Source organism: Geodermatophilus sp. SYSU D00708, from assembly GCF_054050115.1.
The window spans coordinates 1-23617 of record NZ_JBJGYS010000031.1; the positions used below are offsets into that span (position 1 = coordinate 1).

General features: G+C 75.5%; 23 protein-coding genes. 7 read left to right on the forward strand and 16 right to left on the reverse strand.

Features of this window, described 5'->3' with window-relative positions:
* A partial coding sequence (locus ACI79D_RS20775) for an acyl carrier protein (RefSeq protein ID WP_456920388.1) occupies positions 1-501 on the reverse strand: 501 nt, incomplete at its 3' end.
* 74 nt (positions 502-575) lie between these two features.
* A complete protein-coding gene (gene sbnA, locus ACI79D_RS20780) occupies positions 576-1562 on the reverse strand; it encodes a 2,3-diaminopropionate biosynthesis protein SbnA (protein ID WP_456920389.1) in 987 nt (328 codons plus the stop codon).
* Positions 1563-2187: 625 nt separating this feature from the next.
* On the opposite strand from sbnA, the gene ACI79D_RS20785 reads away from it, so the two are divergent.
* Positions 2188-2511, forward strand: a complete 324-nt coding sequence (locus ACI79D_RS20785) for a hypothetical protein (protein ID WP_456920391.1) — start codon at positions 2188-2190, stop codon at positions 2509-2511.
* A gap of 60 nt (positions 2512-2571) precedes the next feature.
* On the opposite strand, the gene ACI79D_RS20790 is transcribed toward ACI79D_RS20785, so the two are convergent.
* From ACI79D_RS20790 to ACI79D_RS20800, 3 genes are all read right to left on the reverse strand, one after another.
* Positions 2572-3339, reverse strand: a complete 768-nt coding sequence (locus ACI79D_RS20790) for a sulfite exporter TauE/SafE family protein (RefSeq protein WP_456920392.1) — start codon at positions 3337-3339, stop codon at positions 2572-2574.
* Between the two features lie 84 nt (positions 3340-3423).
* A complete protein-coding gene (locus ACI79D_RS20795) occupies positions 3424-4203 on the reverse strand; it encodes a sulfite exporter TauE/SafE family protein (protein ID WP_456920393.1) in 780 nt (259 codons plus the stop codon).
* A gap of 161 nt (positions 4204-4364) precedes the next feature.
* Positions 4365-6905 carry a DEAD/DEAH box helicase gene (locus ACI79D_RS20800; RefSeq protein WP_456920394.1) on the reverse strand — a complete coding sequence of 847 codons (2541 nt, stop codon included), beginning with the start codon at positions 6903-6905 and terminating at the stop codon, positions 4365-4367.
* Positions 6906-7022: 117 nt separating this feature from the next.
* On the opposite strand from ACI79D_RS20800, the gene ACI79D_RS20805 reads away from it, so the two are divergent.
* Positions 7023-7880, forward strand: coding sequence for an SDR family oxidoreductase (locus ACI79D_RS20805; protein WP_456920395.1), 858 nt, complete (start codon positions 7023-7025; stop codon positions 7878-7880).
* 63 nt (positions 7881-7943) lie between these two features.
* Here the strand turns inward: ACI79D_RS20805 and ACI79D_RS20810 are convergent, their stop codons facing one another.
* Together ACI79D_RS20810 and mmuM are read right to left on the reverse strand one after the other, a co-directional pair.
* Positions 7944-8399, reverse strand: a complete 456-nt coding sequence (locus tag ACI79D_RS20810; RefSeq protein ID WP_456920396.1) for a hypothetical protein — start codon at positions 8397-8399, stop codon at positions 7944-7946.
* A 124-nt stretch (positions 8400-8523) separates the two neighbouring features.
* Positions 8524-9447 (reverse strand): homocysteine S-methyltransferase, encoded by a 924-nt coding sequence (mmuM, locus tag ACI79D_RS20815; RefSeq protein WP_456920397.1) that lies wholly within the window; start codon positions 9445-9447, stop codon positions 8524-8526.
* Between the two features lie 32 nt (positions 9448-9479).
* Here mmuM and yidD point away from each other — a divergent pair, with 32 nt between their 5' ends.
* Complete coding sequence (yidD, locus tag ACI79D_RS20820; RefSeq protein ID WP_456920398.1) at positions 9480-9959, forward strand: membrane protein insertion efficiency factor YidD; 480 nt, start codon at positions 9480-9482, stop codon at positions 9957-9959.
* Positions 9960-9969: 10 nt separating this feature from the next.
* Here yidD and ACI79D_RS20825 read toward each other — a convergent pair whose 3' ends face one another.
* Positions 9970-10605: a hypothetical protein gene (locus ACI79D_RS20825; RefSeq protein ID WP_456920399.1), complete on the reverse strand. Its 636-nt coding sequence runs from the start codon at positions 10603-10605 to the stop codon at positions 9970-9972.
* Positions 10606-10673: 68 nt separating this feature from the next.
* On the opposite strand from ACI79D_RS20825, the gene arfB reads away from it, so the two are divergent.
* Positions 10674-11114 carry an alternative ribosome rescue aminoacyl-tRNA hydrolase ArfB gene (gene arfB / locus ACI79D_RS20830; RefSeq protein WP_456920400.1) on the forward strand — a complete coding sequence of 147 codons (441 nt, stop codon included), beginning with the start codon at positions 10674-10676 and terminating at the stop codon, positions 11112-11114.
* Between the two features lie 39 nt (positions 11115-11153).
* On the opposite strand, the gene ACI79D_RS20835 is transcribed toward arfB, so the two are convergent.
* From ACI79D_RS20835 to ACI79D_RS20860, 6 genes are all read right to left on the reverse strand, one after another.
* Positions 11154-11795 carry a dihydrofolate reductase family protein gene (locus ACI79D_RS20835; protein WP_456920401.1) on the reverse strand — a complete coding sequence of 214 codons (642 nt, stop codon included), beginning with the start codon at positions 11793-11795 and terminating at the stop codon, positions 11154-11156.
* Between the two features lie 136 nt (positions 11796-11931).
* Entirely contained in the window at positions 11932-12225 is a 294-nt protein-coding gene (locus ACI79D_RS20840; protein ID WP_456920402.1) for a DUF1905 domain-containing protein, read from the reverse strand.
* 58 nt (positions 12226-12283) lie between these two features.
* On the reverse strand, positions 12284-13576 hold the full coding sequence (locus ACI79D_RS20845) for an RNA polymerase sigma factor (protein ID WP_456920403.1): 1293 nt from the start codon (positions 13574-13576) through the stop codon (positions 12284-12286).
* The gene (locus tag ACI79D_RS20850) at positions 13501-13854 is read right to left on the reverse strand and encodes a YciI family protein (RefSeq protein ID WP_456920404.1); all 354 of its coding nucleotides are present in this window, start codon (positions 13852-13854) and stop codon (positions 13501-13503) included. The genes ACI79D_RS20845 and ACI79D_RS20850 overlap by 76 nt, the downstream gene beginning before the upstream one ends.
* Positions 13855-13937: 83 nt before the next feature.
* Entirely contained in the window at positions 13938-14579 is a 642-nt protein-coding gene (locus ACI79D_RS20855; protein ID WP_456920406.1) for a GNAT family N-acetyltransferase, read from the reverse strand.
* A 62-nt stretch (positions 14580-14641) separates the two neighbouring features.
* Positions 14642-15571 carry an alpha/beta hydrolase gene (locus tag ACI79D_RS20860; protein WP_456920407.1) on the reverse strand — a complete coding sequence of 310 codons (930 nt, stop codon included), beginning with the start codon at positions 15569-15571 and terminating at the stop codon, positions 14642-14644.
* A 191-nt stretch (positions 15572-15762) separates the two neighbouring features.
* On the opposite strand from ACI79D_RS20860, the gene ACI79D_RS20865 reads away from it, so the two are divergent.
* The 3 genes from ACI79D_RS20865 to ACI79D_RS20875 are packed head-to-tail and all read left to right on the forward strand — an operon-like array spanning position 15763 to position 21205.
* Positions 15763-18351, forward strand: a complete 2589-nt coding sequence (locus ACI79D_RS20865; protein WP_456920408.1) for a molybdopterin oxidoreductase family protein — start codon at positions 15763-15765, stop codon at positions 18349-18351.
* Entirely contained in the window at positions 18351-20882 is a 2532-nt protein-coding gene (gene nirB, locus ACI79D_RS20870; RefSeq protein WP_456920409.1) for a nitrite reductase large subunit NirB, read from the forward strand. Before ACI79D_RS20865 ends, nirB begins: the two co-directional genes overlap by 1 nt.
* Positions 20879-21205, forward strand: coding sequence for a Rieske (2Fe-2S) protein (locus tag ACI79D_RS20875; RefSeq protein WP_456920410.1), 327 nt, complete (start codon positions 20879-20881; stop codon positions 21203-21205). Before nirB ends, ACI79D_RS20875 begins: the two co-directional genes overlap by 4 nt.
* Before the next feature lie 50 nt (positions 21206-21255).
* Here the strand turns inward: ACI79D_RS20875 and ACI79D_RS20880 are convergent, their stop codons facing one another.
* Positions 21256-22230, reverse strand: coding sequence for a methyltransferase (locus ACI79D_RS20880; protein WP_456920411.1), 975 nt, complete (start codon positions 22228-22230; stop codon positions 21256-21258).
* 41 nt (positions 22231-22271) lie between these two features.
* On the reverse strand, positions 22272-23570 hold the full coding sequence (locus ACI79D_RS20885; protein ID WP_456920412.1) for an AMP-binding protein: 1299 nt from the start codon (positions 23568-23570) through the stop codon (positions 22272-22274).
* Positions 23571-23617: the final 47 nt, after the last annotated feature.

The following is a 23617-nucleotide window of genomic DNA, read 5'->3' on the forward strand; positions in this document are numbered from 1 at the left end:
GGTGGGGTGCCGGTAGACGTCCTTGATGGACGGCGAGGGCAGGTCCTCGCGCTTGCGGGCGCGGGCGCAGAACTGCGCCATGACCATCGAGTCGGCGCCCAGGTCGTCGAAGAAGTGGCTGGCCGGGCTGACCGGCCGGCCCACGACCTCGGCGAGGACGCCGACGAGTCGTTCCTCGACCGGGTCCGCCGGCGGTGGGGGCGCGAGGGCGAGGGTCAGGGCGTGGATGGTGGGGTGCCGGTAGACGTCCTTGATGGACGGCGAGGGCAGGTCCTCGCGCTTGCGGGCGCGGGCGCAGAACTGCGCCATGACCATCGAGTCGGCGCCCAGGTCGTCGAAGAAGTGGCTGGCCGGGGTCACGGGCCGGCCGACGACGTCGGCGAGCAGCGCGGTCAGGACGCGCTCGACCGGGGCCGCCGTTCCCGGGACGCCGTCCCCGCCCGGCGACGGGACGGGGACGGCAGGGACGGCGGGCAGGACCTCGACGGGTTCTCTCAGCACGGGGGCTCCTCGGCCTCTGCTCGGCGGTGCGCGCCGGCGCGGGGCGCACTCGCGTCCCGCGCCGGCATGGGGGATCAGGCGGACTGCACGCCCGCGGTCACCTGGGTCTCGGTGAGCACGTCCTCGCCGTACAGGGCGTGCAGCCAGTTGGACTGGTAGACCGTCTCGAGGTACCGCTCACCCAGGTCGGGGGCGATGGCGACGGCGGTGAGGTGGCGGGCGTCGTGCTCGGCCAGCCAGCGCACCGCGCCGCTGACCACGGTCCCGGTGGACCCACCGAAGAGGAAGCCGCGGCGGGCCAGCCGGTGGCAGGAGCGGATGGCGTCGGCCTCCTCGACCATCACGACCTCGTCGACGTAGCTCGCGTCGAGCAGCGGCGGCGGGACGCTCATGCCCAGGCCGGGGAGCATCCGGCGGCCCGGGGCCCCGCCGAAGGTGACCGAGCCGACGGCGTCCACGGCGACCACGCGGACCGGCCGGCGCCACTCGCGGAAGAAGCGGGCGCAGCCCATCAGCGTGCCGGTGGTGCCGGCGCCGACGAACACCACGTCCAGTCGCGGGAACGACCGGGCGATGGCCGGCGCCGTGGTGCGGTAGTGGGCCCGCCAGTTGCCGGTGTTCGTGTACTGGTTCAGCCACACGTACCGCGGGTCGGCGGCGCACAGCGCCCGCACGTGGTCCATCCGGGCACCCAGGAAGCCGCTGGTGGGGTGGGGCTCGGAGATCACGTGCACGTCGGCGCCCAGGGCCTCCATGAGCAGCCTGGTCTGCAGGTTGCACCGCGAGTCCGTGACGCACAGGAAGCGGTAGCCCTTGCTCGCCGCGATCATGCTCAGCGCGACGCCGAGGTTGCCCGACGAGGACTCGACGATGATCGAGTCGGGGGTCAGCACGCCGTCCCGCTCGGCGCTCTCGACCATCTCGGTCGCCGCCTTGACCTTGATCGAGCCGGCGAAGTTGAAGCCCTCGCACTTGAGGAACAGCGGCTGCTCGAAGATCGGCTCCAGGTCGACGTAGAGGTCGTCCTCGTTGAAGGCCTGGGGGCTGGAGATGATGGTCACCACGGACTCCTCGCCTCAGAGCGGGGACCGGGAGTCGTGGATCGACACGGACTCCGCGCTTCCCCGGGGGAGCGGCCCCGTTGCCGTTCCTCCTCGTCGGGACGCCGACGTGGGCACGAGCCTCCAGCACGGACCCGAGCGGTCTCCATACGACCTTGGCACTAGTACCGGGGGCCCGGGACCTCCGTACCGGGGGCCCGGGACGGAGGTCCCGGGACCACCACCCCGGCCGGGGCCGCACGCCCGATCCGGTGTCGACGTGTCGACACCCGCGCGACCTCCCGGGATCCGTCGGCGGTCGCCCCTAGCGTGGACGGCGATGACCGAGGCCCCACGCACCCCGAACCCGACGACCGCCCAGTTCCCGAGCGTCCCGCCCGCCGGTGCCACCGCGGCGCCGCCGTCCGGACCGGTCCCCGCCGGCTCCGCGCCGTCCGGGCTACAGGCCACCGGACCCGTCCCCGGCACCCCGCCGCCACCCGGCGCAGCCACGCCGCCGCCGGGTCCGCCGCCCGCGCCGGCGGTCCCCGCGCGCACTCCGGAGGACGCCGCGGGCCCGCAGCCGACGGGGCCGGTCCCCGGACCGCCGCGGGTGGGGCCGCGCCGCTCCAGCCCGCTGACCCGGATGGGGCCCTGGGCGCCGGCCGCCGGCGCGCTGGTCGGCCTGCTGGCGGGCGTGGTGGCGGTGCTCTTCCTGGCGAGCGCGGCGGACGCGTTCGACGAGCGGATGGCGCTGGTCTTCCTCGTCGTCGGCCTGGGCATGCTCGGCGCCTCCGGGGCGCTGCTCGCCGACGAGGTGCGGCTGGTGCGCCGCGGCGCCCGGGAGGCGGGCATCCGTCCGGCGTGGGTGGAGGCGACGGCCAACCTCGTCAACGGCCTCACGCCGGCCCGGCTGCTCCTGCTGGCCAGCGCGTTCGTAATGTTCCTCGCCGCATTCGTCGCCACCTGACCCCGGATCCTCGGGGAGAGGTCGCCCGCGGCCGGGTCGGCGCGGCCCGGCCGCCGGCGCTCAGGTGTAGGCCTGCACCGCCAGGTGGATCGCCAGCCCGATGCCGGCCAGCGCGATGATCCGCCGCAGCGCCGCCTGCGGCGCCCGGCGGACCACCCGCGGCCCGATCCGGCCGCCGAGGAACAGCCCGATCGCCAGCGGGATCCCCGCCGACCACGCCACCGGCGCCAGGACGATGAACCCGATCGCGGCCACGGTGTTGGCCATCCCCAGCACCGTGTTCTTCAGGGCGTTGCCCCGCGGCAGGCCCTCGCCGGTGGACAGCAGGAACATCGCCAGCATCATCACGCCGGCCGCGGCGCCGAAGTAGCCGCCGTAGACGGCGATCGCGAAGGTGCCCAGCGGCAGCCACCACGGGTCCTCGTGGGTGGGGTGGTGCGCCGCCCCCTCGGCGGCCAGCTCCCGGGGCGGCCGCTGCACGAAGAGCCCGATCGAGGCCCCGGCGATCAGCCACGGCACGATGCGCTCGAAGGCGTCCGACGGGGTGAGCAGCAGCAGCGCCGCACCGGCCGCGCCGCCGAGGAGGGCGCTGGCCGACAGCCGCAGCAGCCGGCGGCCCTGCCCGCGCAGCTCCGGCCGGGAGGCGCTGACCGAGCCGACGCTGTTGAGCACCAGGGAGACGGTGTTGGTCACGTTGGCCGTCACCGGCGGGAGCCCGGTCGCCAGCAGCGCGGGGTAGCTGATCAGGGAGGCGAGCCCGGCGATGCTCCCGGTGAGGCCGGCGCCGATCCCGGCCAGGACGAGGAAGGCGAACTCCAGCGGGTTCACCCGGCGTCGTCCCCGTCGATGCGTGTGGCCGCCGTCATGGTCCCCAGGGTGACGGGTGACCTGCGTCATAGCGGGACCGGGCGGTCACCGGGACAGCAGCACCCCGATCGCGGTGCAGCCGAGCAGCACGATCGCCGCCCGCAGGACCGCCGAGGGCAGCCGCCGGCCGAACCGCGCACCGAAGTGCCCGCCCAGCAGCGACCCCGCGGCGACCAGACCCGCGGCCCGCCAGTCCAGGCGGTCGGTGGCGACGACGACGTAGGCGCCGGCGGCCACCGCGTTCACGGCGAGGGTCAGCACGTTCTTCAGCGCGTTGAGCCGCTGCAGCGACTCGTGCAGGAGCAGCCCGAAGATGCCGATCTGCAGCACGCCCTGGCTGGCCGCGAAGTAGCCGCCGTAGCTGCCGGTGGCGTAGGCGCCGGCGAACAGGGCGGCCATCCGTCCGCGCCCGATCCGCTCCGGCGGCTCGCCGCCGGCACGCCGGCGGGCCAGCGCCCGCTGCAGCAGCGGCTGGACGGCGACCAGCACCACGGCGAGCCCGACCAGCACGGGCACCACCGCCTCGAAGGCCTCCGCCGGCAGGTGCAACAGGAGGAAGGCGCCGGTGAGCGCGCCCAGCACCGACCCCGGTAGCAGCCGCAGCAACAGCCGGCGCTGGCCGGCGAGCTCGCGGCGGTAGCCGACCGCGCCGGTGACGTTGCCGGCCACCAGGCCCAGGGAGTTGCTCACCGTCGCGGTCACCGGGGGCAGCCCCACGGCCAGTAGCACCGGGAAGGTCACCAGCGTGCCGGACCCGACGACGGCGTTGATGCTCCCGGCCGCCATCCCGGCCGCCGCGACGGCGACCATCTCCCACGCCGTCATGTCCGCATCGTCCGAAGCCTCGCACGACCACAGGGGGACGGCACGCAGCCGGGGTGGACCGGTCGCGGGGCCCGGAGGGTCCCGGCCGGGACACGGGCAGCGGCTCGACGCCGGCCGGGGACGGGACCTGGCCGCGGTGCGGTCCGGAGGACCGCAGTGACTCAGTCCTTGCGGCCGGCGCCGACCAGGCGCAGGACCACGGCGCCCTCCTCGTCGGAGGCCTCGAGGTCGACCTCGACGTCGAGGCCCCAGTCGTGGTCGCCGGCCGGGTCGTCGACGATCTGCCGCACCCGCCAGACGCCCGGCTCGCTCCTGTCCCACACCAGCAGCCCCGGCCCGCGGGCGTCGGCGCCGGTGTTCACCTCGTCGTGCTCGGCGAAGTAGGCCTGCACCACCTCACCCCACCGGTCGGCGTCCCAGCCGGAGCCGGAGTCGAGCTCGCCCAGGTCGTACCAGCGCCGGCGGGCCCACAGCTCCACCCGCCGGAACAGCGCGTTGCGCACCATCGCGGTGAACGCCCGCTCGTTGCCGGTCAGCGGCCGCGGCCGGGCGGGGACGGCGACCGGCTCGTCGAGCGGCTGGTCCGGGGACGTGAGCGCCTCCCACTCGTCCAGCAGCGACGAGTCGACCTGCCGCACCAGCTCGCCGAGCCACTCGACGAGGTCGGTGACCTCCTCGGTGCGGGCGGACGCCGGGACGCCGGAGCGCAGCGCCTTGAACGCGTCGGAGAGGTACCGCAGCACCGCCCCCTCGGCGCGGGTCAGCCCGTAGGTGTTGACCAGCTCCCGGAAGGTGAACGCCCGCTCCCACATCTCCCGGACGACGGACTTCGGCGACAGCTGCGCGTCGGCCGCCCACGGGTTGGACCGGGTGTAGACCTCCAGCGCGTGCTCGAGCAGCTCCGCCAGCGGCTTGGGGTGGGAGATCTCCTCGAGCAGCTCCATCCGCTCCTCGTACTCGATCCCCTCGGCCTTCATCTGTGCGACGGCCTCGCCGCGTGCCTTGTTCAGCTGCGCGGCCAGGATCTGCCGCGGGTCGTCGAGGGTGGCCTCGATGACGCTGACCACGTCGAGCGCGTAGGTGTCGCTCGCCGGGTCGAGCAGCTCGATCGCGGCCAGCGCGAAGGTCGACAGCGGCTGGTAGAGCGCGAAGTCCTGCGGCAGGTCGACCGTGAGCCGGTAGCGGCGGCCGTCGCCGTCGGGCTGGGGCAGTCGCTCGACGATCCCCGCCTGCAGCAGGGAGCGGCCGATGCCGATCGCCTCGCGGACGTGCCGCAGCTGGCGCTTGCGCGGCTCGTGGTTCTCGGTGAGCAGCCGCCGCATCGCGACGAACGGGTCGCCGGGGCGGTCGACGACATCGAGGACCATCGCCGTCGTCACCCGCATGTTGCTGGTCAGCGGCTCGGGGTCGGCCCCGATGAGGCGGTTCATCGTCGCCTCGCTCCACGGCACCATGCCCTCGGGCGCCTTGCGGCGGACCAGCTTGCGGCGCTTCTTCGGGTCGTCGGCGACCTTGGCGAACTGCTTGAGGTTCTCCACCTCGTGCTCGGGCGCCTGCACCACGACGGTGCCCGCGGTGTCGAAGCCGGCGCGCCCGGCCCGCCCGGCGATCTGGTGGAACTCGCGGGCGCTGAGCAGCCGGGTGCGGCTGCCGTCGTACTTCGACAGCGCGGAGAACACGACGGTGCGGATCGGCACGTTGATGCCGACGCCGAGGGTGTCGGTGCCGCAAATGACCTTGAGCAGCCCGGCCTGGGCCAGCTGTTCCACCAGCCGCCGGTACTTGGGCAGCATCCCGGCGTGGTGGACGCCGATGCCGTGGCGGACCAGCCGCGACAGCGTCGTCCCGAAGGCGGAGGTGAAGCGGAATCCGCCGATCATGTCGGCGATCGCCGCCTTCTCCTCCTTGGTGCACACGTTCACGCTCATCAGCGCCTGCGCCCGCTCCAGCGCCGCGGCCTGGGTGAAGTGGACGACGTAGACCGGCGCCTGCCGGGTGTCCAGGAGCTCCTGGATGGTCTCGTGCATCGGCGTGGTCGCGTAGTAGTGGTGCAGCGGCACCGGGCGCTCGGCGCCGGCCACCAGCGCGGTGGGGCGGCCGGTGCGGCGGGTGAGGTCTTCGCGCAGCCAGGTGGTGTCGCCGAGGGTGGCGCTCATCAGCAGGAACTGCGCCCTCGGCAGCTCCAGCAGCGGCACCTGCCAGGCCCAGCCGCGGTCGGGGTCGCCGTAGAAGTGGAACTCGTCCATGACGACCAGGCCCACGTCGGCGTCGGCGCCCTCGCGCAGCGCGATGTTGGCCAGCACCTCGGCGGTGCAGGCGATGACCGGCGCGTCCCGGTTCACCGCCGCGTCGCCGGTGAGCATGCCGACGTTGGCCGCGCCGAAGACGCCGCACAGCGCGAAGAACTTCTCGCTCACCAGGGCCTTGATCGGGGCGGTGTAGTAGCTGCGCCGGCCCGCGGCCAGCGCGGCGTACTGCGCGCCGGTGGCCACCAGCGACTTGCCCGACCCGGTGGGCGTGGCTAGGACGACGTTGGCGCCGCTGACCAGCTCGATCAGCGCCTCCTCCTGGTGCGGGTACAGCACTGTGCCGTTGGCCTCCGCCCACGCGGCGAAGGAGGCGAACAGCTCGTCGGGGTCGGCGCCCTGCGCGCGCAGGACGGAGAGGTCGGCGGGGTCGTCGAGGAGGGGGGACGCGGTCATCGTGGAGGACAGCGTGCCCGACGCCGCATCCCTTCCCGCAGGGACGCTCCGGTTCCGCGGCGGACGACGGGGGTAGGCGGGGGCGGTACCCCTCGCAGAACCCCGTATGGAGGACCCGTGTCCGAGCCCCGCCCGGAATCCCAGCCCGCCCAGCAGCAGGACGTGCCCGGCACGCTGGGGGAGATGACCCCCAAGCCCGACCACGGGGAGGAGAGCTACCGCGGCTCCGGCCGGCTGACGGGCAAGGCGGCGGTCATCACCGGTGGCGACAGCGGCATCGGCCGCGCGGTCGCGATCGCCTTCGCCCGTGAGGGCGCCGACGTCCTCATCTCCTACCTGAACGAGCACGAGGACGCCGAGGACACCAAGAAGTACGTCGAGGAGGCCGGCCGGAAGTGCGTGCTGGTCCCCGGCGACCTCGCCGACCGGGCGCACGCCAAGACGATCATCCCCAAGGCCCTCGAGGCGTTCGGGAAGATCGACGTGCTGGTCAACAACGCGGCGTTCCAGATGAGCCACCCGACGCTGGAGGAGATCTCCGACGACGAGTGGGACCACACCGTCGCGCTGAACCTCTCGGCGATGTTCACCCTCTGCAAGGACGCCATCCCGCACATGCAGCCGGGGGCGTCGATCATCAACTCCTCGTCGGTGAACTCCGACAACCCGAGCCCGCACCTGATCGCCTACGCGATGACCAAGGCCGGGATCGCGAACTTCACCGCGTCGCTCGCGCAGATGTACGCCGAGAAGGGCATCCGCGCCAACAGCGTCGCCCCGGGCCCGATCTGGACGCCGCTGATCCCGGCGACCATGCCCGAGGAGAAGGTGGAGAGCTTCGGCCAGCAGGTGCCGATCGGCCGCCCCGGCCAGCCCGCCGAGCTCGCGCCGGTGTACGTGCTGCTGGCCAGCGACGAGGCGTCCTACGTCTCCGGCGCCCGCGTCGCGGTGACCGGCGGCAAGCCGATCCTCTGAGAAAGGACCCCCCTGCTCCCCGCCACTCGCGAGCTCGCGGCGGGCCCCTGCAGGGGGGCCACCTCAGTTCAGGTTTGGGGAGGCGCCCGGGAAGGCCGTCGCGAGGGGCGGCCGCTCGCGACGGCCGGGCACCAGCTGGGCGCCCGCCCGGCGCGGCACGGCGGCGAACTCGTAGGTGCCGACCCGCGCGACGGTGCCCGCGCGGCTGTCGGCGAGCAGGGGGGACGTGGCGACGCACCGGGTGGTGAACGGGGCGCCGGGGGCGGTCACCACGCACTGCAGCCGCTGCAGGACGACGTCGAGGTAGAGCCGGTCGGCGGACGGGGAGCGGGGCAGCTCGACGGTGGCGGTCAGCCACTGGACGGCGGTGGGGTCCTCGCCGGCCCAGTCGAGGACGAGGGAGCAGGCGCGGGCGCCCTCCCCGGCGCGGGACCGCCCGGGCTCGGGCGTGTTCAGCAACAGCGCCCGCAGCACGGCGTCCTGGACGATCCGTTCACACACCGCCATGCGCACGTCCATGGCAACCGTCCCGTCACTGGCCCGTTGTCCGCTGTGGTCCCCACGCTATGGAGCCACCAGCAAGGGGATACCCAGCCGGAGGTAAGCGAGAGGCAAAACCTGGCGGCAGTTGTCGCCGTCCGGCTCAGCGGCGGTCGGTCCCGTCCGGGGGCAGCGCCGCGACGAGCCGGGCGACGTCCGCGGGGCGCACCCGGCAGCAGCCGCCGAGCAGGCGGGCACCGGCGACCACCCACGCCGGGACGTCCGCGGCGTCGATCCCTGGCGCGCCGGTCCAGCGGCGGGCGGCGGCGTCCCAGCCCTCGCCGCTGTTGGGGTAGGCCACCAGGGGCTTGCCGGCCGCCGCGGCGGCGGCCAGCGCGGGCGCGACGGCCGACGGCGCGGTGCAGTTGACCCCGACCGCGACGACCGCGGCCACACCCGCGGCCAGCGCGAACACCGCCTCGGCCCGCTCGCCGCGCCGGGTGCGGACGACGCCGTCGCCGTCCACCGTGGTGGTGAGCGACAGCCACACCGGGACGCCCAGCGCGTCGGCCTCCGCGACCAGCGCCTCCGCCTCGGCGGCGGCGGGCACGGTCTCGCAGGCGAGGACGTCGGCACCGGCCTCGGCGAGCAGCTCCATCCGGGGCCGGTGGAAGGCCCGCAGCTCGGCCACCGACACCCGCGCGCAGTAGGCGCCGGTGTACTCCGAGCCGTCGGCGAGCACCGCCCCGTACGGCCCGACCGATCCGGCCACCCAGCTCTCCGGCGCTCCGCGGCGGGCCAGCTCCACCGAGGAGCCGATCAGCCGGCGCGCCTCGGCGGCGGCCACCCCGGCCGCGGCGAGCCCCTCGACCGAGGCCTGGTAACTGGCCGTGGTCGCCACCCGGGCGCCGGCCGCGGCGAAGGCGGCGTGCGCGGCCACCACGGCCCCGGGGTCGTCGCGCAGCAGCCGGGCCGACCACAGCGCGGACGACAGGTCGTGCCCCTGGGCCTCCAGCTGGGTGGCCAGCCCGCCGTCGAGCACCACCGGCCCGGCGGCGAGGGCGTCGGCGAGCGGGCGGTCAGGCATGTCGTCGATCCTCCCGCGGTACAAGCGCACCCATGGTCTTCATCTGGAGCAGCAACTGGGGTCCGCGGCGCCGCCCGCCGCGCGGGTACCGCGGCCGGGGCGGGCACCCCGGCTACGGGCGGGGGTACCGCGGCGGCCACCAGCGCGACGACTCGTGCCTGCGCGACCTGCTGCTGCTGAACACCGGCTGCTGCCTGGCCAACGCGATCGGGTGCGGGGTCGACGGCCTGTTCCTCGTGCCGACGACGGTGCGGCACGTGCACGCGGCCGGCACCGGGCGCCGGGGGACCCGGGTGCGCGACCGGCTGGTGGCCGCGGTGCGGGTCTACCAGCGCGAGGTCAGCCCGCGGCGCCCCCCGGTGTGCCGGTTCGAGCCGACCTGCTCGGCCTACGCCGTCCAGGCGCTCGAGGGGCACGGCGCCCGGCGCGGCACCTGGCTGACGCTGCGCCGGCTGCTGCGCTGCCGCCCCGGTGCCGCCGGTGGTCCCGACCCGGTGCCGGCCGCCGGCTGAGCGTCCCGGCTCACCCGGGGACGGCCGGCCCGTCGTCGGCCTCCGCGGTGAGCGCCCGGGCTCCCGCGACCGCGAGGAGCACCGGCAGGGCGCCGAGCAGGGTGCCGCCGTGGAGTGCCTCCAGCACACCGATGACCCCGGGGGAGGAGTCCAGCAGCGCCCAGCCCAGGGTGAACAGCGGCACGGTGACGACGGCGGTGCCCAGCATGGCGCGCAGCTGCGCCCGGACGCCCGCGCGCCGGGTGGTCAGCCCGACGACCGCCGCCGGCAGGAAGGTGAACAGCCAGTCCAGCACCGGGAGCACCGCGCCCACGACCAGGTCGGACAGGGCCGCGGAGTGCAGGGCGTTCCACCCGAGGGCGAACGCGGCGACGAGCACCACCAGCCACCACAGCGCCGGGACGAGGCGGCCCGGCAGCGTCGCGGGGCGGGCCACGGCCCCGGCCGCCGCCAGGCAGACCCCCGCCGTCCCCAGGACCAGCACCAGCAGGGACGGCGGGACGTCGGCCACATGCCAGCCCGGGGTCTGTGCGGGCAGCGGCCAGGGGGCGGTGCCGACGACGGCGGCGGCGAGGGTGAGCACGCCGGCGACCACGGCCACCGTGCCGGGGCGGGACGGCGCGGTCCTGTGCCGGCCGACGGTCACGGCACCGAGGGTGGCACGCGACGGCCCCGCCCACCGGTCGGCGGCGTGCGAGCGGCCAGACTGTGCGCGTGCCCGACGCCGACGACGTCTCCGGTGACCTGCCGGTCACCGGTTCCGTGGTGGTGCCCGCGGCCGCGCTGGGCTGGCGGTTCTCCCGGTCCTCGGGCCCCGGCGGCCAGGGCGTGAACACCGCCGACTCGCGGGTGGAGCTGTCGGTGGCCCCGCTGGCGCTGCCCGGGCTGGGCGACGCGCAGCGGCAGCGGCTCGCCGCACGCCTCGGGGACCGGCTGGTGGACGGCGTCCTGACCGTGGTGGCCAGCGAGCACCGCCAGCAGCTGCGGAACCGGCAGGCGGCCCGGGAGCGGCTGGCCGCCGTCCTGCGGGCGGCGCTGGCAGCGCCCCCGCCGGCGCGCCGGCGGACGAAGCCGACGAAGGGCTCCCAGGAGCGGCGGATCCAGGCCAAGAAGCAGCGCGGCGAGCTCAAGCGCTCCCGCCGCCAGTGGGACTAGGACCCGTCGGCGACGGATCCCGGCCGCGCGGTGGCGTCGTCACGACCTCGTGAACGTGAGGTGGGTGACGCCGCTGGGTGTCGAGACCGCCTCGATGTCGTAGTCCGCCTCGAGGGCTTCGAGGCCGTCCCACAGCCGCACCCCGCGCCCGAGCACGATCGGTACCTGGACCAGGTGGACGTGGTCGACGAGCCCCGCCGCGATGAAGTCGCGGGCGACGGTGGGGCCGCCGCCGATGCGCACGTCCCGGCCGGCTGCCGCCTCGCGCGCGACGTCGAGGGCCTTGGCGGGGGAGGCGTCGAGGAAGTGGAACGTCGTCCCGCCGGCCATCTCGATCGGCGACCTCGGCCGGTGGGTGAGCACGAAGGTCGGCGTGTGGAACGGCGGGTTCGGCCCCCACCACCCTCGCCACTCGGGGTCGTCCTGCCAGCCCGGGGGACCGAACTTGCCCGCGCCCATGATCTCGGCGCCGATGCCCGGCTCGTGCTGCTGGGCCATCGCGTTGTCGACGCCGACGGTGCCGCCCTCGCGTCCCACGATCGGGGCGCCGAAACGGGTGGCGATCATCCACTCGTGCAGCCGTTCGCCGGCGTGGCCGAAGGGGGTGTCGAGCGCCTGGCCCTCACCGGTGGCGAACCCGTCCAGCGACATGGAGAGGTTGTGGATGCGGGTCCGTGTCATCTGCTCGCTCCGTCGGCTCGGCTGCTTCCCTCCGGTGGAGACCGCCGCCGACCTCGGCACTCATCGGTCCCGTGCGGTTCGGCTTCGTCCGGGAGTCGCAGCCGATCAGCGCGCAGCGCCCGGGGCCTCGACCGCGTCAGGACCACCGCTGTTCCAGGCGCACCGTCACCTCGTCGCCCGCGCGGTCCTTGCCGATCGCCCGGCAGATGGCCGCCCGCAGCGGCAGCCAGTGCGGGCCGGTCCCGGACGGCATCAGCGTGGCGGCGAACGGGTGCCCGTCGGTGGTGCCGGACACCTTGACCGCCCGCCGCGTGCCCAACAGCTCCGCAGAGCCGGGCACGGTCAGGTAGGTCGGGAACGCGCCGTCCTTCTCGATCGGCGCGGTGAAGGTGACGTCGAGCGGCTGGGGTGTGCCCTGTCCTGCGGCCATGCGGGGTCCTCCTCGGGGACTGGGTGGTCGAGGGGCAGACCGGGACGCGACGCGCAACTCATCGCTGCGCCGGCGCGGCCCGCCGCCGTTCCAGGAAGGCCCGCTCGGCGGCGTTGCCGGCCAGGTCGATCGCCTCGGAATAGGCCGCGGCCGCCTCCTCGTCCCGGCCCAGCCGCCGCAGCAGGTCGGCCCGGACGGCGGGCAGCAGGTGCCCCGGCAGGGAGAGCCGCTCCACCAGGGCCAGTCCCGCGGCCGGCCCCTCGACCTCGGCGACGGCGACCGCCCGGTTGAGCGCCACCACCGGGCTCGGCGCCAGGACGGCGAGCTGGTCGTAGAGCGCCAGCACCTGCCGCCAGTCGGTGTCGGCGGCGCTGCGGGCGTCGCTGTGCACGGCCTGGATGGCAGCCTGTACCTGGTACGGCCCGGGGGCGTTGCGCCGCAGGCACCGCCGCACCAGCTCCTGCCCCTCGGCGACGAGGGCGGGGTCCCACAGCCGGCGGTCCTGCTCGGGCAGCGGCACCAGCCCGCCGTCCGGTCCGACCCGGGCGGGGCGGCGGGACGCGACCAGCAGCACCAGCGCCAGCAGCCCGAGGACCTCCGGCTCGTCGGGCATCAGCCCGGCCAGCTCCCGGGCCAGCCGGATCGCCTCGGCGGTGAGGTCCGGGCGGTCCAGCCGCTCGCCGGCGGTGGCCGTGTAGCCCTCCGTGGCGATCAGGTGGACGACGGCGAGCACGCCGCGCAGCCGGTCGGGCAGGTCGGCCTCGGTCGGCACCCGGTAGGGGATGCCGGCCGCCCGGATCTTCGCCTTCGCCCGCACCAGCCGCTGCGCCATGGTGGCCTCCGGCACGAGGAAGGCGCGGGCGATCTCGGCGGTGGTCAGGCCGCCCACCAGCCGCAGGGTCAGCGCCACCCGGGCCGCCGGGGCCAGCGCGGGGTGGCAGCAGGTGAACAGCATGCGCAGGCGGTCGTCGCGCACGGCGCCCTCCTCGGGCGGCGGGTCCGGGTCGGCCAGCAGGGCCGCGGCGCGGTGCCGGGCGTCGCGGGTCGACTCCCGGCGCATCCGGTCGATCGCCCGGTTGCGGGCGGTGGTGACGATCCAGCCCGCCGGGCTCGGTGGCACCCCCTCGGCCGGCCAGCGCGCGACCGCGGCGGTGAAGGCGTCCTGCACCGCCTCCTCGGCGGCGTCGATGTCGCCGAGGAGGCGGGTCAGGACGGCGACCGCGCGGCCGTAGCACTCGCGGAAGACGCGCTCGACGTCCGCGGTGGTCGGGTCGGTCAGCAGCTCGGCCCACCCTGGAGCGGCCGCACCTCGATCGGCAGGGTGATGGCCCGGGCGAGCTTGCGGCCCCACACCAGGGCGGCGTCGAGGTCGGGCACCTCGATGACGGTGAACCCGCCGATGTGCTCCTTGCCCTCGAGGTAGGGGCCGTCGGTCAGCAGGACGTCGTCCCCGGAGAGGCGGGCGACGGTGGCCGTCTCCGGCGGGTGCAGCCCGCCGGCGAAGACCCAGGCGCCGGCCTCCCGCATCTCGCGGTTGACTTCGCCGAGGTCCCGCATGATCGGCTCGAGCACCTCGGGCGGGGGCGGGTCCCCGTCGGGCTGGTAGATGGAGAGCAGGTACTGCGGCATCGCGGGCCTCCCGTCGCTGACGGCGGCCGGCACCGTACCGGCCGCTCACCCCCTGTACGAACGGACCGGCCCCGGATCGACACTCACCCGGTCGCGGGCCTGCGCACCAGGAACCACAGCGGCAGCTCCTCGTCGGCGGTGTGCAGCGCCTGCTGCACCTCGAACCCGGCGCGGCGGAGGAAGCGGGCCGCGGCCCACGTGTAGACCGCGGTCGCGGCGGGGAGCCCCTCGGCGTCGCAGCGGTCGAGCACCGGACGCAGCAGCGCGCCGGCCATGCCCTGCCGGCGGCTGCTCGGCCGGGTGCCCAGGTGGGCCAGCCACCAGTGCGGCTCGGCCGGCCGGGCCGCGTCGACCAGCTCGCGGGTACGCGCGACGGCGGTCCAGCGCGACCCGGCGAGGTAGGGGAGCTCGCGCGCCAGCGCCGTCCGGACGTCGTCGGGCAGCGGGACGGTGCCCGGTGCACCCGGGGGCGCCTCCCAGGTGGCCACCGCGGTGACGTCCTCGGTGACCCAGCCGGTGCCCGTGGCGACCGACCGGTGGCCGGCGTCGAGCTCGTGCAGGCGGGTCAGCCGCTGCACGCGGCCGTCGTCCGGCAGCGCCCAGCGGGTCCAGCGGGAGTCGGCGAGGGCGACGGTCAGCGTCGCGGCGATCCGGGGCACGTCGCGCTGCTCGGCCGGCCGCACCGACGGGGTCCCGAGGCGGACGGTCGTCGCGGGGTCACTCACCCCGCCATCCCACCACCCGCGCCCGGGCGGGGCCGGGGCGGTGCCCGGCCCCGCCCGGGTGGTCAGCCCAGGGCCGCCTTCACCTCGCGGGCGAGGTCGTCGACCAGCGCGCTGTAGCGGTCGCACATGCCGCCCAGCCAGAACAGCCCGTGGATCTGCCCGTCGTAGCGCTGGACGGTCACCGGGACGCCCGCCTCCTTCAGCCGCTCGGCGTAGGCCTCCCCGTCGTCGCGCAGCGGGTCGAACTCCATCGTGGCGATGAACGCCGGGGGGAGCCCGGAGAGGTCCTCGGCGCGGGCCGGGGAGCAGTAGGGCTCGGAGCGGCGGGCCTCGTCCGGGACGTAGTGGTCGCGGAACCAGCGCATCGAGGCAGCCGTGAGCAGGTACCCCTCGCCGTTCTCCCGGTAGGAGTCGGTCTCCATGCCGGCGAGGTCGGTCGCCGGGTAGACCAGCGCCTGGAAGGTGATCTCCGGGCCCTGGCGGTCGCGGGCCATCAGGGCCACGGCGGCGGCGAGGTTGCCGCCGGCGCTGTCCCCGGCGACGACCAGCCCCGCCGGTTCGGTGCCCAGTTCCGCCAGGTGCTCGGCGACCCACGAGGTGACGGCGTAGCAGTCCTCGACGGCCGCCGGGTAGGCCGACTCGGGCGCCAGCCGGTACTGCGCCGAGACCACGACGCACCCGGTCGCGTCGGCGAGCGCGCGGCTGGGGGCGTCGACGACCTCGATGTTGCCGATCACCCACCCGCCGCCGTGGAAGTAGACGATCGCGCCCCGCGGGGACCCCTCGGGGCGGTAGATGCGGACCGGCAGGGAGCCGTCCGGTCCGGGGACGGTGCGGTCGCCCACGGCGGCCACCTGGACCAGGTCGCCCTGCATCTCCCGGAAGGAGTTGGCCATGTCGCGCGCCTGCGAGACCGACAGCTGGGAGATGTCCGGCGCGCCCTGCGCCTCCATGGCGGCGAGCAGGGCGTGGGCTTGGGGGTCCAGGGGCATGGTCTCTCCTGACGTCGGCGGCGGGAGACCGCGGCCGACCGGCCACGGCGCGTTCCGTAACCTAGGTCACACCTGCGGGTCCCCGGTAGCGCCGACCGCACAGCCTGCCTGCGACGGCGGTGAGGTCGTCGGAACCCAGGCTTGACGCCGACGCCGCGGTCGGGAAACCGGCGCCCCGCAACCTCGGTGCCGTGACCGCGACCGCCCTGCCCGGAGTCCTCGCCGGGGTCGGCCCGCGCACCCGCACCACCCGGACGCACTGCCCCTACTGCTCGCTGCAGTGCGGGGTCACCATGACCGCCGGCGACCGCCCGGCGACCCTGCAGCCGGCCGACTTCCCGACCAACCGCGGAGGCCTGTGCTCCAAGGGCTGGTCGGCCCCGGAACTGCTCGACCACCCGGAGCGGCTGACCCGGCCGCTGGTCCGCGCGGTGCCCGGGGACCGCACCAGCCCGCTGGTCGAGGCGACCTGGGACGAGGCCCTGGACCGGCTCGTGACCGCGATCGAGCGCACCCAGGCCCGGTACGAGCGGGACGCCGTCGGCTGCTTCGGCGGCGGCGGGCTGACCAACGAGCAGGCCTACCAGTTCGGCAAGTTCGCCCGGGTCGCGCTGCGCACCTCGGCGATCGACTACAACGGCCGGTTCTGCATGTCCTCGGCGGCCGGCGCGGCCAACCGCGCGTTCGGCCTGGACCGCGGCATGCCGTTCCCGCTGTCGGACGTCGCCGCGGCCGACGTCGTCGTCCTGGTCGGCTCCAACCCGGCCGACACCATGCCGCCGGCCATGCAGTACTTCGACGAGGGCCGGGCCCGCGGAGCCCAGCACGTCGTCGTCGACCCACGACGGACGGCGACCGCCCGCAACGCCGCCCTGCACCTGCAGCCGCTCCCCGGCACCGACCTGGCGCTGGCCAACGGGCTGCTGCACGTCGCGATCGCCGAGGGGCTGGTCGACGAGGCCTACGTCGCCGCCCGGACCACCGGGTTCGAGCAGGTCCGGGAAGGGGTGGCCGCCTACTGGCCCGACCGGGTGGAGCGGCTGACCGGCGTCCCGGTGCCCGACCAGCGGCGCACCGTGTTCGCCCTGGCCCGGGCCGGGCGGGCGATCGTGCTGACCGCCCGCGGCGCCGAGCAGCACCGCAGCGGCACCGACACCGCCTCGGCCTGGATCAACCTCGCCCTCGCCCTCGGCCTGCCCGGCCGCGAGGGCAGCGGCTGGGCCACCGTCACCGGCCAGGGCAACGGGCAGGGCGGCCGCGAGCACGGGCAGAAGGCCGACCAGCTGCCCGGCTACCGGAAGCTCGCCGACCCGGCCGCCCGCGCGCACGTCGCCGCCGTGTGGGGCGTCGACCCCGACGACCTGCCCCAGCCGGGCCCGTCGGCCTTCGAGCTGCTCGACGCCCTCGGCACCGACGGCGGGGTGCGCACGCTGCTGGTGCTCGCCTCCAACGTCGCCGTCTCCGCGCCCGACGCCCGCCGGGTCATCAGCCGGCTGCGCGACCTGGACTTCCTCGCGGTCGGCGACTTCTTCCTCTCCGAGACCGCCGAGCTCGCCGACGTCGTCCTGCCCAGCGCCATGTGGGCCGAGGAGGACGGCACGATGACCAACCTCGAGGGCCGAGTTCTCCGGCGCCGGCGGGCGCTGGACCCGCCCGAGGGTGTCCGCGACGACCTCCGGCTGCTGGCCGACCTGGCCGCGCGGCTCGGGGCCGGCGCGCGGTTCAGCGCCGACCCCGAGACCGTCTTCGCCGAGCTCGGCCGGGCCAGCGCCGGGGGAGCGGCCGACTACTCCGGCATCAGCTACCGGCGGATCGACGAGGAGCAGGGCGTCTTCTGGCCCTGCCCGTCACCCGAGCACCCCGGCACGCCGCGGCTGTTCACCGAGCGGTTCGCCACCCCCGACGGCCGGGCCCGGTTCGTGCGGGTGGAGCACGTCGAGGCCTCCGAGCGCCCGGACCGCGAGTACCCGTACGTCCTCACCACCGGCCGGGTGCTGGCGCACTACCAGTCGGGCACCCAGACCCGCCGCTCGCACAGCCTGTCGCTGCTCGCCCCGCTGCCGCGCGCCGAGCTGCACCCCGACCTGGCCCGCCGGCACGGCATCGGCCCGGACGACGTCGTCGAGCTGGCCACCCGCCGCGGCCGGGCCCGCTTCTCCGCGCACCTGACCGACGACATCCGGCCCGACGTCGTCTTCGCCCCCTTCCACTGGGGCGGCGCCTCGTCGGCCAACGCGCTCACCGACGCCGACGCGCTGGACCCGACCAGTCGGATGCCCGCCTTCAAGGTCTGCGCGGTCGCCGTCACCCGCGTCGCCGGACCGGTCGAGCGGCTGCCGGCCCCCGACCCGGCCGGCCAGCCCCGGCCCCGCCCTCATGAATCCGCTGCCACCCCCGAGCCCCGCCCCCCGTCCCGGAGGAGGACCCCAGGCGTGAAGAGCACCCCACGCTTCCTGCAAGGCGTATACCCGATCATCGGGGAGGGTCTGGACAAGCCCGGCCCGATCGATCCCGCGCTGCGCTACACCGTTCCCGGTGGGTGCAGCGCGCAGGCGCTGTACTTCCGCGGCGGCAACTCCACCGAGCACCTGGTGTACGTGCTGCTCATGCGCGACGGCGTGCCGATGCGCTGGTTCCCGATCGGCGCGAAGGGCGACGTGCACGTGCCCCTGCGGGTGGTCGAGGACCTGCCCGGCGGCACGCTGGTCGAGCTGCACGCGGCCGGGCCGATCGGCGTGACCGGCGAGCTGGTCGTCGACCTCGGGCTGGTGGAGGTCTGATGACCGCCGTCCTGGGCGGACGCCCGCAGGGCCTGACCTCGTTCCGGCTGGACGTCGACGACCTCGACGAGCGCGCCTCGCTGGTCGTCGTCGGCAACGGCATGGCCGGCGCCCGGTTCGTCGAGGAGGTGCTCGAGCGCGGCGGCGGCGAGCAGTTCCGGATCACCGTCCTCGGCGACGAGCCGCACGGCAACTACAACCGGATCATGCTGTCCCCGGTCCTGGCCGGGGAGTCGCACGAGGACGACATCGTCCTCAACAGCCACGACTGGTACGCCGACAACGGGGTGACCCTGCGGGCCGGCGTCCGGGCGGAGCGGATCGACACCGCGGCCAAGGCGGTGCACGCCTCCGACGGCTCGGTGACCCCCTACGACCACCTGGTGCTGGCCACCGGCAGCTACTCGTTCATCCCGCCGATGACCGGCGTGCGCCGCGACGACGGCGGCCTGCTGCCCGGCGTGTACGGCTTCCGCACCATCGACGAGACCCGCGCCATGCTCGAGGCCACCGGCCGGTGCCGGCGGGCGGTGGTCATGGGCGGCGGGCTGCTCGGCCTGGAGGCCGCCCGCGCGCTGCAGGGCCACGGCCTGCAGGTCGACCTGGTGCATGCCGCGCCGTGGCTGATGAACGCCCAGCTGGACGCCGAGGCCGGCGCCATCCTGAAGAAGAGCGTGGAGTCGCTCGGCATCGCCGTGCACCTCGACGTGCTGGCCACCGAGGTCCTCGGCGACCTGCACGTCGAGGGCGTCGTGCTCAAGGACGGGCGGCGGATCGACTGCGACCTGCTCGTCGTCGCCGCCGGCGTCCGGCCGCACACCGACCTGGCGCTGCGCTCCGGCCTCGAGGTCGAGCGCGGCGTCGTCGTCGACGACCAGCTGCGCACCGACGAGCCCGACGTGTACGCGATCGGCGAGTGCGCGCAGCACCGCGGCACCGTCTACGGCCTGGTCGCCCCCGCCTGGGAACACGCCACGGTGCTCGCCGACGTCCTCACCGGGACCAGGCCGGACGCCGAGTACCACGGCAGCCGGACGGCGACCAAGCTCAAGGTGGCCGGCGTCGACGTCGCCACGATGGGCGTCAACACCCCGCAGCGCGAGGACGACGAGTTCCTCGTCATCTCCGAGCCCAGGCGCGGCGTGCACCTGTCGGTGGTCATCCGGGACGACCGGCTGATCGGCGCCACCCTGCTCGGCGACACCCGCAAGGTCGCCTACCTGACCCAGGCCTTCGACCGGGGCGCGCCGCTGCCGGAGGAGCGGATCCGGCTGCTGGTCGACCTCTCCGACGGCGCCGAGGAGGTGGGCGTCGCCGAGATGCCCGGCGACTCCCAGGTGTGCAACTGCAACGGCGTCTCCAAGCAGGCCATCTGCGACGTGGTCGCCGACGGCTGCAGCTCGCTGTCCGGCGTCATGGACCGCACCCGCGCCGGCAAGGGCTGCGGCTCCTGCAAGTCGCTGGTCGAGCAGGTCGTCGAGTGGGCCGCCGAGGGCGACCTCGCCGAGGACCCGTCGGCGTCCTGGTACGTCCCCGGCATCCCGCTGGCCAAGCCCGACCTCGTGGCCGCCGTCCGGGAGCAGGACCTGCGCAGCGTCTCCGCCGTCTTCGCCGCGCTGGCGCCCGGCGGGAAGGACGACGCGAAGTCGAAGATGGGCCTGACCTCGCTGCTCAAGACCGTCTGGGGCGTGGACTTCGTCCCGGAGAAGGACGGCGAGTTCATCAACGACCGGGTGCACGCCAACATCCAGCGCGACGGCACCTTCTCCGTCGTCCCGCAGATGAAGGGCGGGGTGACCACGCCGGCCCAGTTGCGCCGCATCGCCGACGTCGCCGAGAAGTACGAGGTGCCGATGGTCAAGGTGACCGGCGGCCAGCGGATCGACCTGCTCGGCGTCCGCAAGGAGGACCTGCCGGCCGTCTGGAACGACCTCGGCATGCCGTCCGGCTACGCCTACGGCAAGAGCTTCCGCACCGTGAAGACCTGCGTCGGCAGCGACTTCTGCCGTTTCGGCCTGGGCGACTCCACCCAGCTCGGCATCGACCTGGAGACCCGCTTCCAGGGCATCGAGAGCCCGGCGAAGATGAAGCTCGCCGTCGTCGGCTGCCCCCGCAACTGCGCCGAGGCCTACGTCAAGGACGTCGGCGTGGTGGCGATCGGCAACGGGAGGTGGGAGGTCTACGTCGGCGGCGCCGCCGGGGCCACGGTCCGCAAGGGCGACCTGCTGGCCACCGTCGACTCGCCGTCGGCCGTGATCGAGCTGGCCGGCCGGTTCATGCAGTACTACCGGGAGAACGCCAACTGGCTGGAGCGCACCTACGACTTCGTGCCCCGCGTCGGGCTGGAGCGGATCAGGGCGGTGCTGCTCGAGGACAGCGAGGGCATCTGCGCCGACCTCGACGCCGGCATGCAGCGCTCGATCGACGCCTACACCGATCCGTGGGGCCAGGACGCGAGGGAGCCGGCCACTCCCGGCCAGTTCCGCTCGTCGCTCCCGCTCGTCCCGCTGCCGGAGGTGCCGGTCCGATGAGCCTCACCGAGCTGCGGACGACGACCGCGTACACCGTGGGCCGCGTCGAGGAGGTGCCGCCGGGGGAGGGCCGGGCGTTCGTCGCCGGGGGCGTCCAGGTCGCCGTCTTCCGGCTGCGGGACGGCTCGCTGCACGCCACCCAGGCCGCCTGCCCGCACGCCGGCGGGCCGCTGGCCGACGGGCAGACCGACGTCGACGTGCTGGTCTGCCCGCTGCACCTCTACGCCTACCGGTGGACCGACGGCGCCGCGACCTCCGGCGCCGCCGCGATCCGGGTCTACCCGGTGCGCGAGGTGGACGGCGACCTCGTCGTGGAGGTGTAGCGGGCGCCCCCCCCGAGGGGCAGAAATGGCCATTCCTGCCCCTCGGGGGGTCAGCAGGCGCGCGCCTCCAGCACGTGCACCCCGGCGGGCGTCGGGACGTCGCGGGTGAGGCGCAGACCGGTCGCGTCGAGGAGCGCGGCGTACTCGTCGGCGGTGCGCTCGCGGCCGTGCAGCAGCACGAGCATGTGCAGGTCCATACGCACCGCCGCCGGGTCGTCGACGGCGCGCTCCGGGAGGACGGCCTCGACGACCAGCAGCACCGAGTCCGGCCGCATCGCCGTCCGGACGGTCCGCAGGACGCGCCCCGCGTCGGCGTCGTCCCAGTCGTGCAGCACCCGGGACAGCAGGTAGACGTCGGCGCCGGCGGGGACCTCGGTGAAGAAGTCACCGGCGACCGCGGGCAGGTCCGAGCCGGCCACGACGCCGGCCTGGTCGAACAGCGTGAGTCGCGCGGTCGGCACCGCGTCGCGGACCGCGCGCAGCAGCGTGCCGCTGCCGCCGCCGACGTCCACCACGGAGCGGAACGGGGTCAGGTCGTAGGCGGCCACGACCGCGCCGGCCTCTCGCGCCGAGCGGTCGGCCATCGACGCCCGGAACGCCGCCAGCCGCTCGGGCGCGGCCGCCAGCTCGTCGAAGAACGGCCGGCCGTGGACGACGTCGAACGGGGTGCCGCCCGCGCGGACCGCCTGGAGCAGCCCGGCAGCCGCCCGGTAGTACAGCTCGGCGCGGGCGGTCACCGCCCCGCGCTGGGAGCCCGGCACGCCGGCCCGCAGGCACTCGCCGACCGGGGTGAGGGCGAACCGGCCGTCGGGGAGCTCGTCGAGCACGTCCTCGGCGGCCAGCCCGCGCAGCACGCGGGACAGCGGGCCGGGGACGGCGCCCAGCTCCTCCGCGAGCTCCGCGGCGCTGCGCGGACCGGCGGCCAGGGCGTCGGGCACGCCGAGAGCGACGCAGACGTGCAGCAGCTGGGTGACCAGGTAGCCGTCGGCCAGCCGGGCCAGCCGGGCGGCTGCGGAGCCGGGCACACCGGCATGGTGGCACCGGCCCGGGAGCCCGACAACGGCCCTCAGCCCGTGCGGACCAGGCGGAACTTCGTCCCCGGGTCGCGGGTCAGCGCGGGCACCGGCCGGACGTCGACCGGGAGGGGCAGCGCGCCGGTCGACGTCACCGCCGCGACCAGCGCCGCGCGCAGCCGCTCGGGCACGTCGGCGGCCGCGCCGGGGGCCAGGACGACCTCGGCGTGCAGCCCGCCCGCGTCGGACACGAACGCGTACTGGCCGACCTCGGGGAAGTGCGCCACCGCCGAGCCGAGCACCGACGGGTGGACCGGCACGCGGGCGCCGTCCGGGCCGGGCAGGTGCAGGATGTCCGCGGTGCGGCCGTCGACCGAGGCCAGGCAGCGCCAGGGGCGGCCGGCCGGGTTGGGCCGCGGGGACTCGGTGACCGCGTCGGTGAGCTCGTAGCGGACCAGCGGCTGGGCGCGGTCCACCAGGTTGGTCACGAGCACCGTCGCGCCTGGTTCGCCCGGCGGGACCGGCCGGTGGTCCTCGTCGACCACCTCGACCACGACGACGTCCTCGGCGACCTCCAGCTCCGGGTGCTCGGGGGTGCTGGAGGCGATCACCGGCGCCTCCGTCGCCGCGTACATGCCGACCGGCTCGACGCCCCACGCCGCGCGGACCCGGCGGCGCAGCTCGGGGGTCAGCGCCTCCGACCCGAAGGCCACCGACCGCGGGGCGACGTGCAGGCGCCCGGCCAGTTGCTCGTCGACGAGCAGGCCGCCCAGTCCGGCCGGGCAGATGAGGACCTCGGGCTGCAGCGCGTCCAGCCCGGCGACCAGCCGGGGGAGCGGGGTGGCGGCGGTCAGCGACGCCGGGGCCCCGGGTGGGGCGAGGACCTGCCGGGTGAGGTGCGCCGGGCTCGGGCTGCCGACGGCGGCCACCCGCTGCCCCGGGCGCATCCCGGCGCGGCGCCCGGCCCGCTCGGTGACCGCCCGCCACGTCGCCGCCTCGGACTCGGTGAACACGACGATGGCGCGCCGGCCCGTGGTGCCCGACGTCGTGGCCACGCGGAACACCCCGAGGTAGGACGTCCCGGGGTCCTCGCCGGCCAGGTGGGCCTCGAGGTCGGCCCGGCGCAGCCGCCGATCGCAGACGATCGCGTCGAACTCCGCCATCAGGGTGGCCTTGGTCAGCACCGGGAGGTCGGCCAGCGGGCGGTCGGCCGCGGCGGGGCCGAGCACCTCCCGGTAGTAGGGCGACCGGGCCGCCGCGTGCGCCAGCAGCGCCCGCAGCCGCCGGCGCTGCGGGTCGAGGACCCGGGCCCGGGTCCACCCGTCCCGTGCGTCGAGCGCCGCGTCGTCCACGACCCCTCCCGGTGGTCGAGCGGTGTGCGCACCCGACGGTCCGCGCG

Bases quoted from the DNA above. Each gene is read 5' to 3' on its own strand.
- ACI79D_RS20785 (WP_456920391.1), top strand. From the start codon at position 2,188: ATGGGGCCCTGGGCGCCGGCCGCCGGCGCGCTGGTCGGCCTGCTGGCG.
- ACI79D_RS20795 (WP_456920393.1), bottom strand. From the start codon at position 4,203: ATGACGGCGTGGGAGATGGTCGCCGTCGCGGCGGCCGGGATGGCGGCC.
- ACI79D_RS20800 (WP_456920394.1), bottom strand. From the start codon at position 6,905: ATGACCGCGTCCCCCCTCCTCGACGACCCCGCCGACCTCTCCGTCCTG.
- ACI79D_RS20810 (WP_456920396.1), bottom strand. From the start codon at position 8,399: ATGGACGTGCGCATGGCGGTGTGTGAACGGATCGTCCAGGACGCCGTG.
- mmuM (WP_456920397.1), bottom strand. From the start codon at position 9,447: ATGCCTGACCGCCCGCTCGCCGACGCCCTCGCCGCCGGGCCGGTGGTG.
- yidD (WP_456920398.1), top strand. From the start codon at position 9,480: ATGGTCTTCATCTGGAGCAGCAACTGGGGTCCGCGGCGCCGCCCGCCG.
- ACI79D_RS20835 (WP_456920401.1), bottom strand. From the start codon at position 11,795: ATGACACGGACCCGCATCCACAACCTCTCCATGTCGCTGGACGGGTTC.
- ACI79D_RS20840 (WP_456920402.1), bottom strand. From the start codon at position 12,225: ATGGCCGCAGGACAGGGCACACCCCAGCCGCTCGACGTCACCTTCACC.
- ACI79D_RS20850 (WP_456920404.1), bottom strand. From the start codon at position 13,854: ATGCCGCAGTACCTGCTCTCCATCTACCAGCCCGACGGGGACCCGCCC.
- ACI79D_RS20860 (WP_456920407.1), bottom strand. From the start codon at position 15,571: ATGCCCCTGGACCCCCAAGCCCACGCCCTGCTCGCCGCCATGGAGGCG.
- nirB (WP_456920409.1), top strand. From the start codon at position 18,351: ATGACCGCCGTCCTGGGCGGACGCCCGCAGGGCCTGACCTCGTTCCGG.
- ACI79D_RS20875 (WP_456920410.1), top strand. From the start codon at position 20,879: ATGAGCCTCACCGAGCTGCGGACGACGACCGCGTACACCGTGGGCCGC.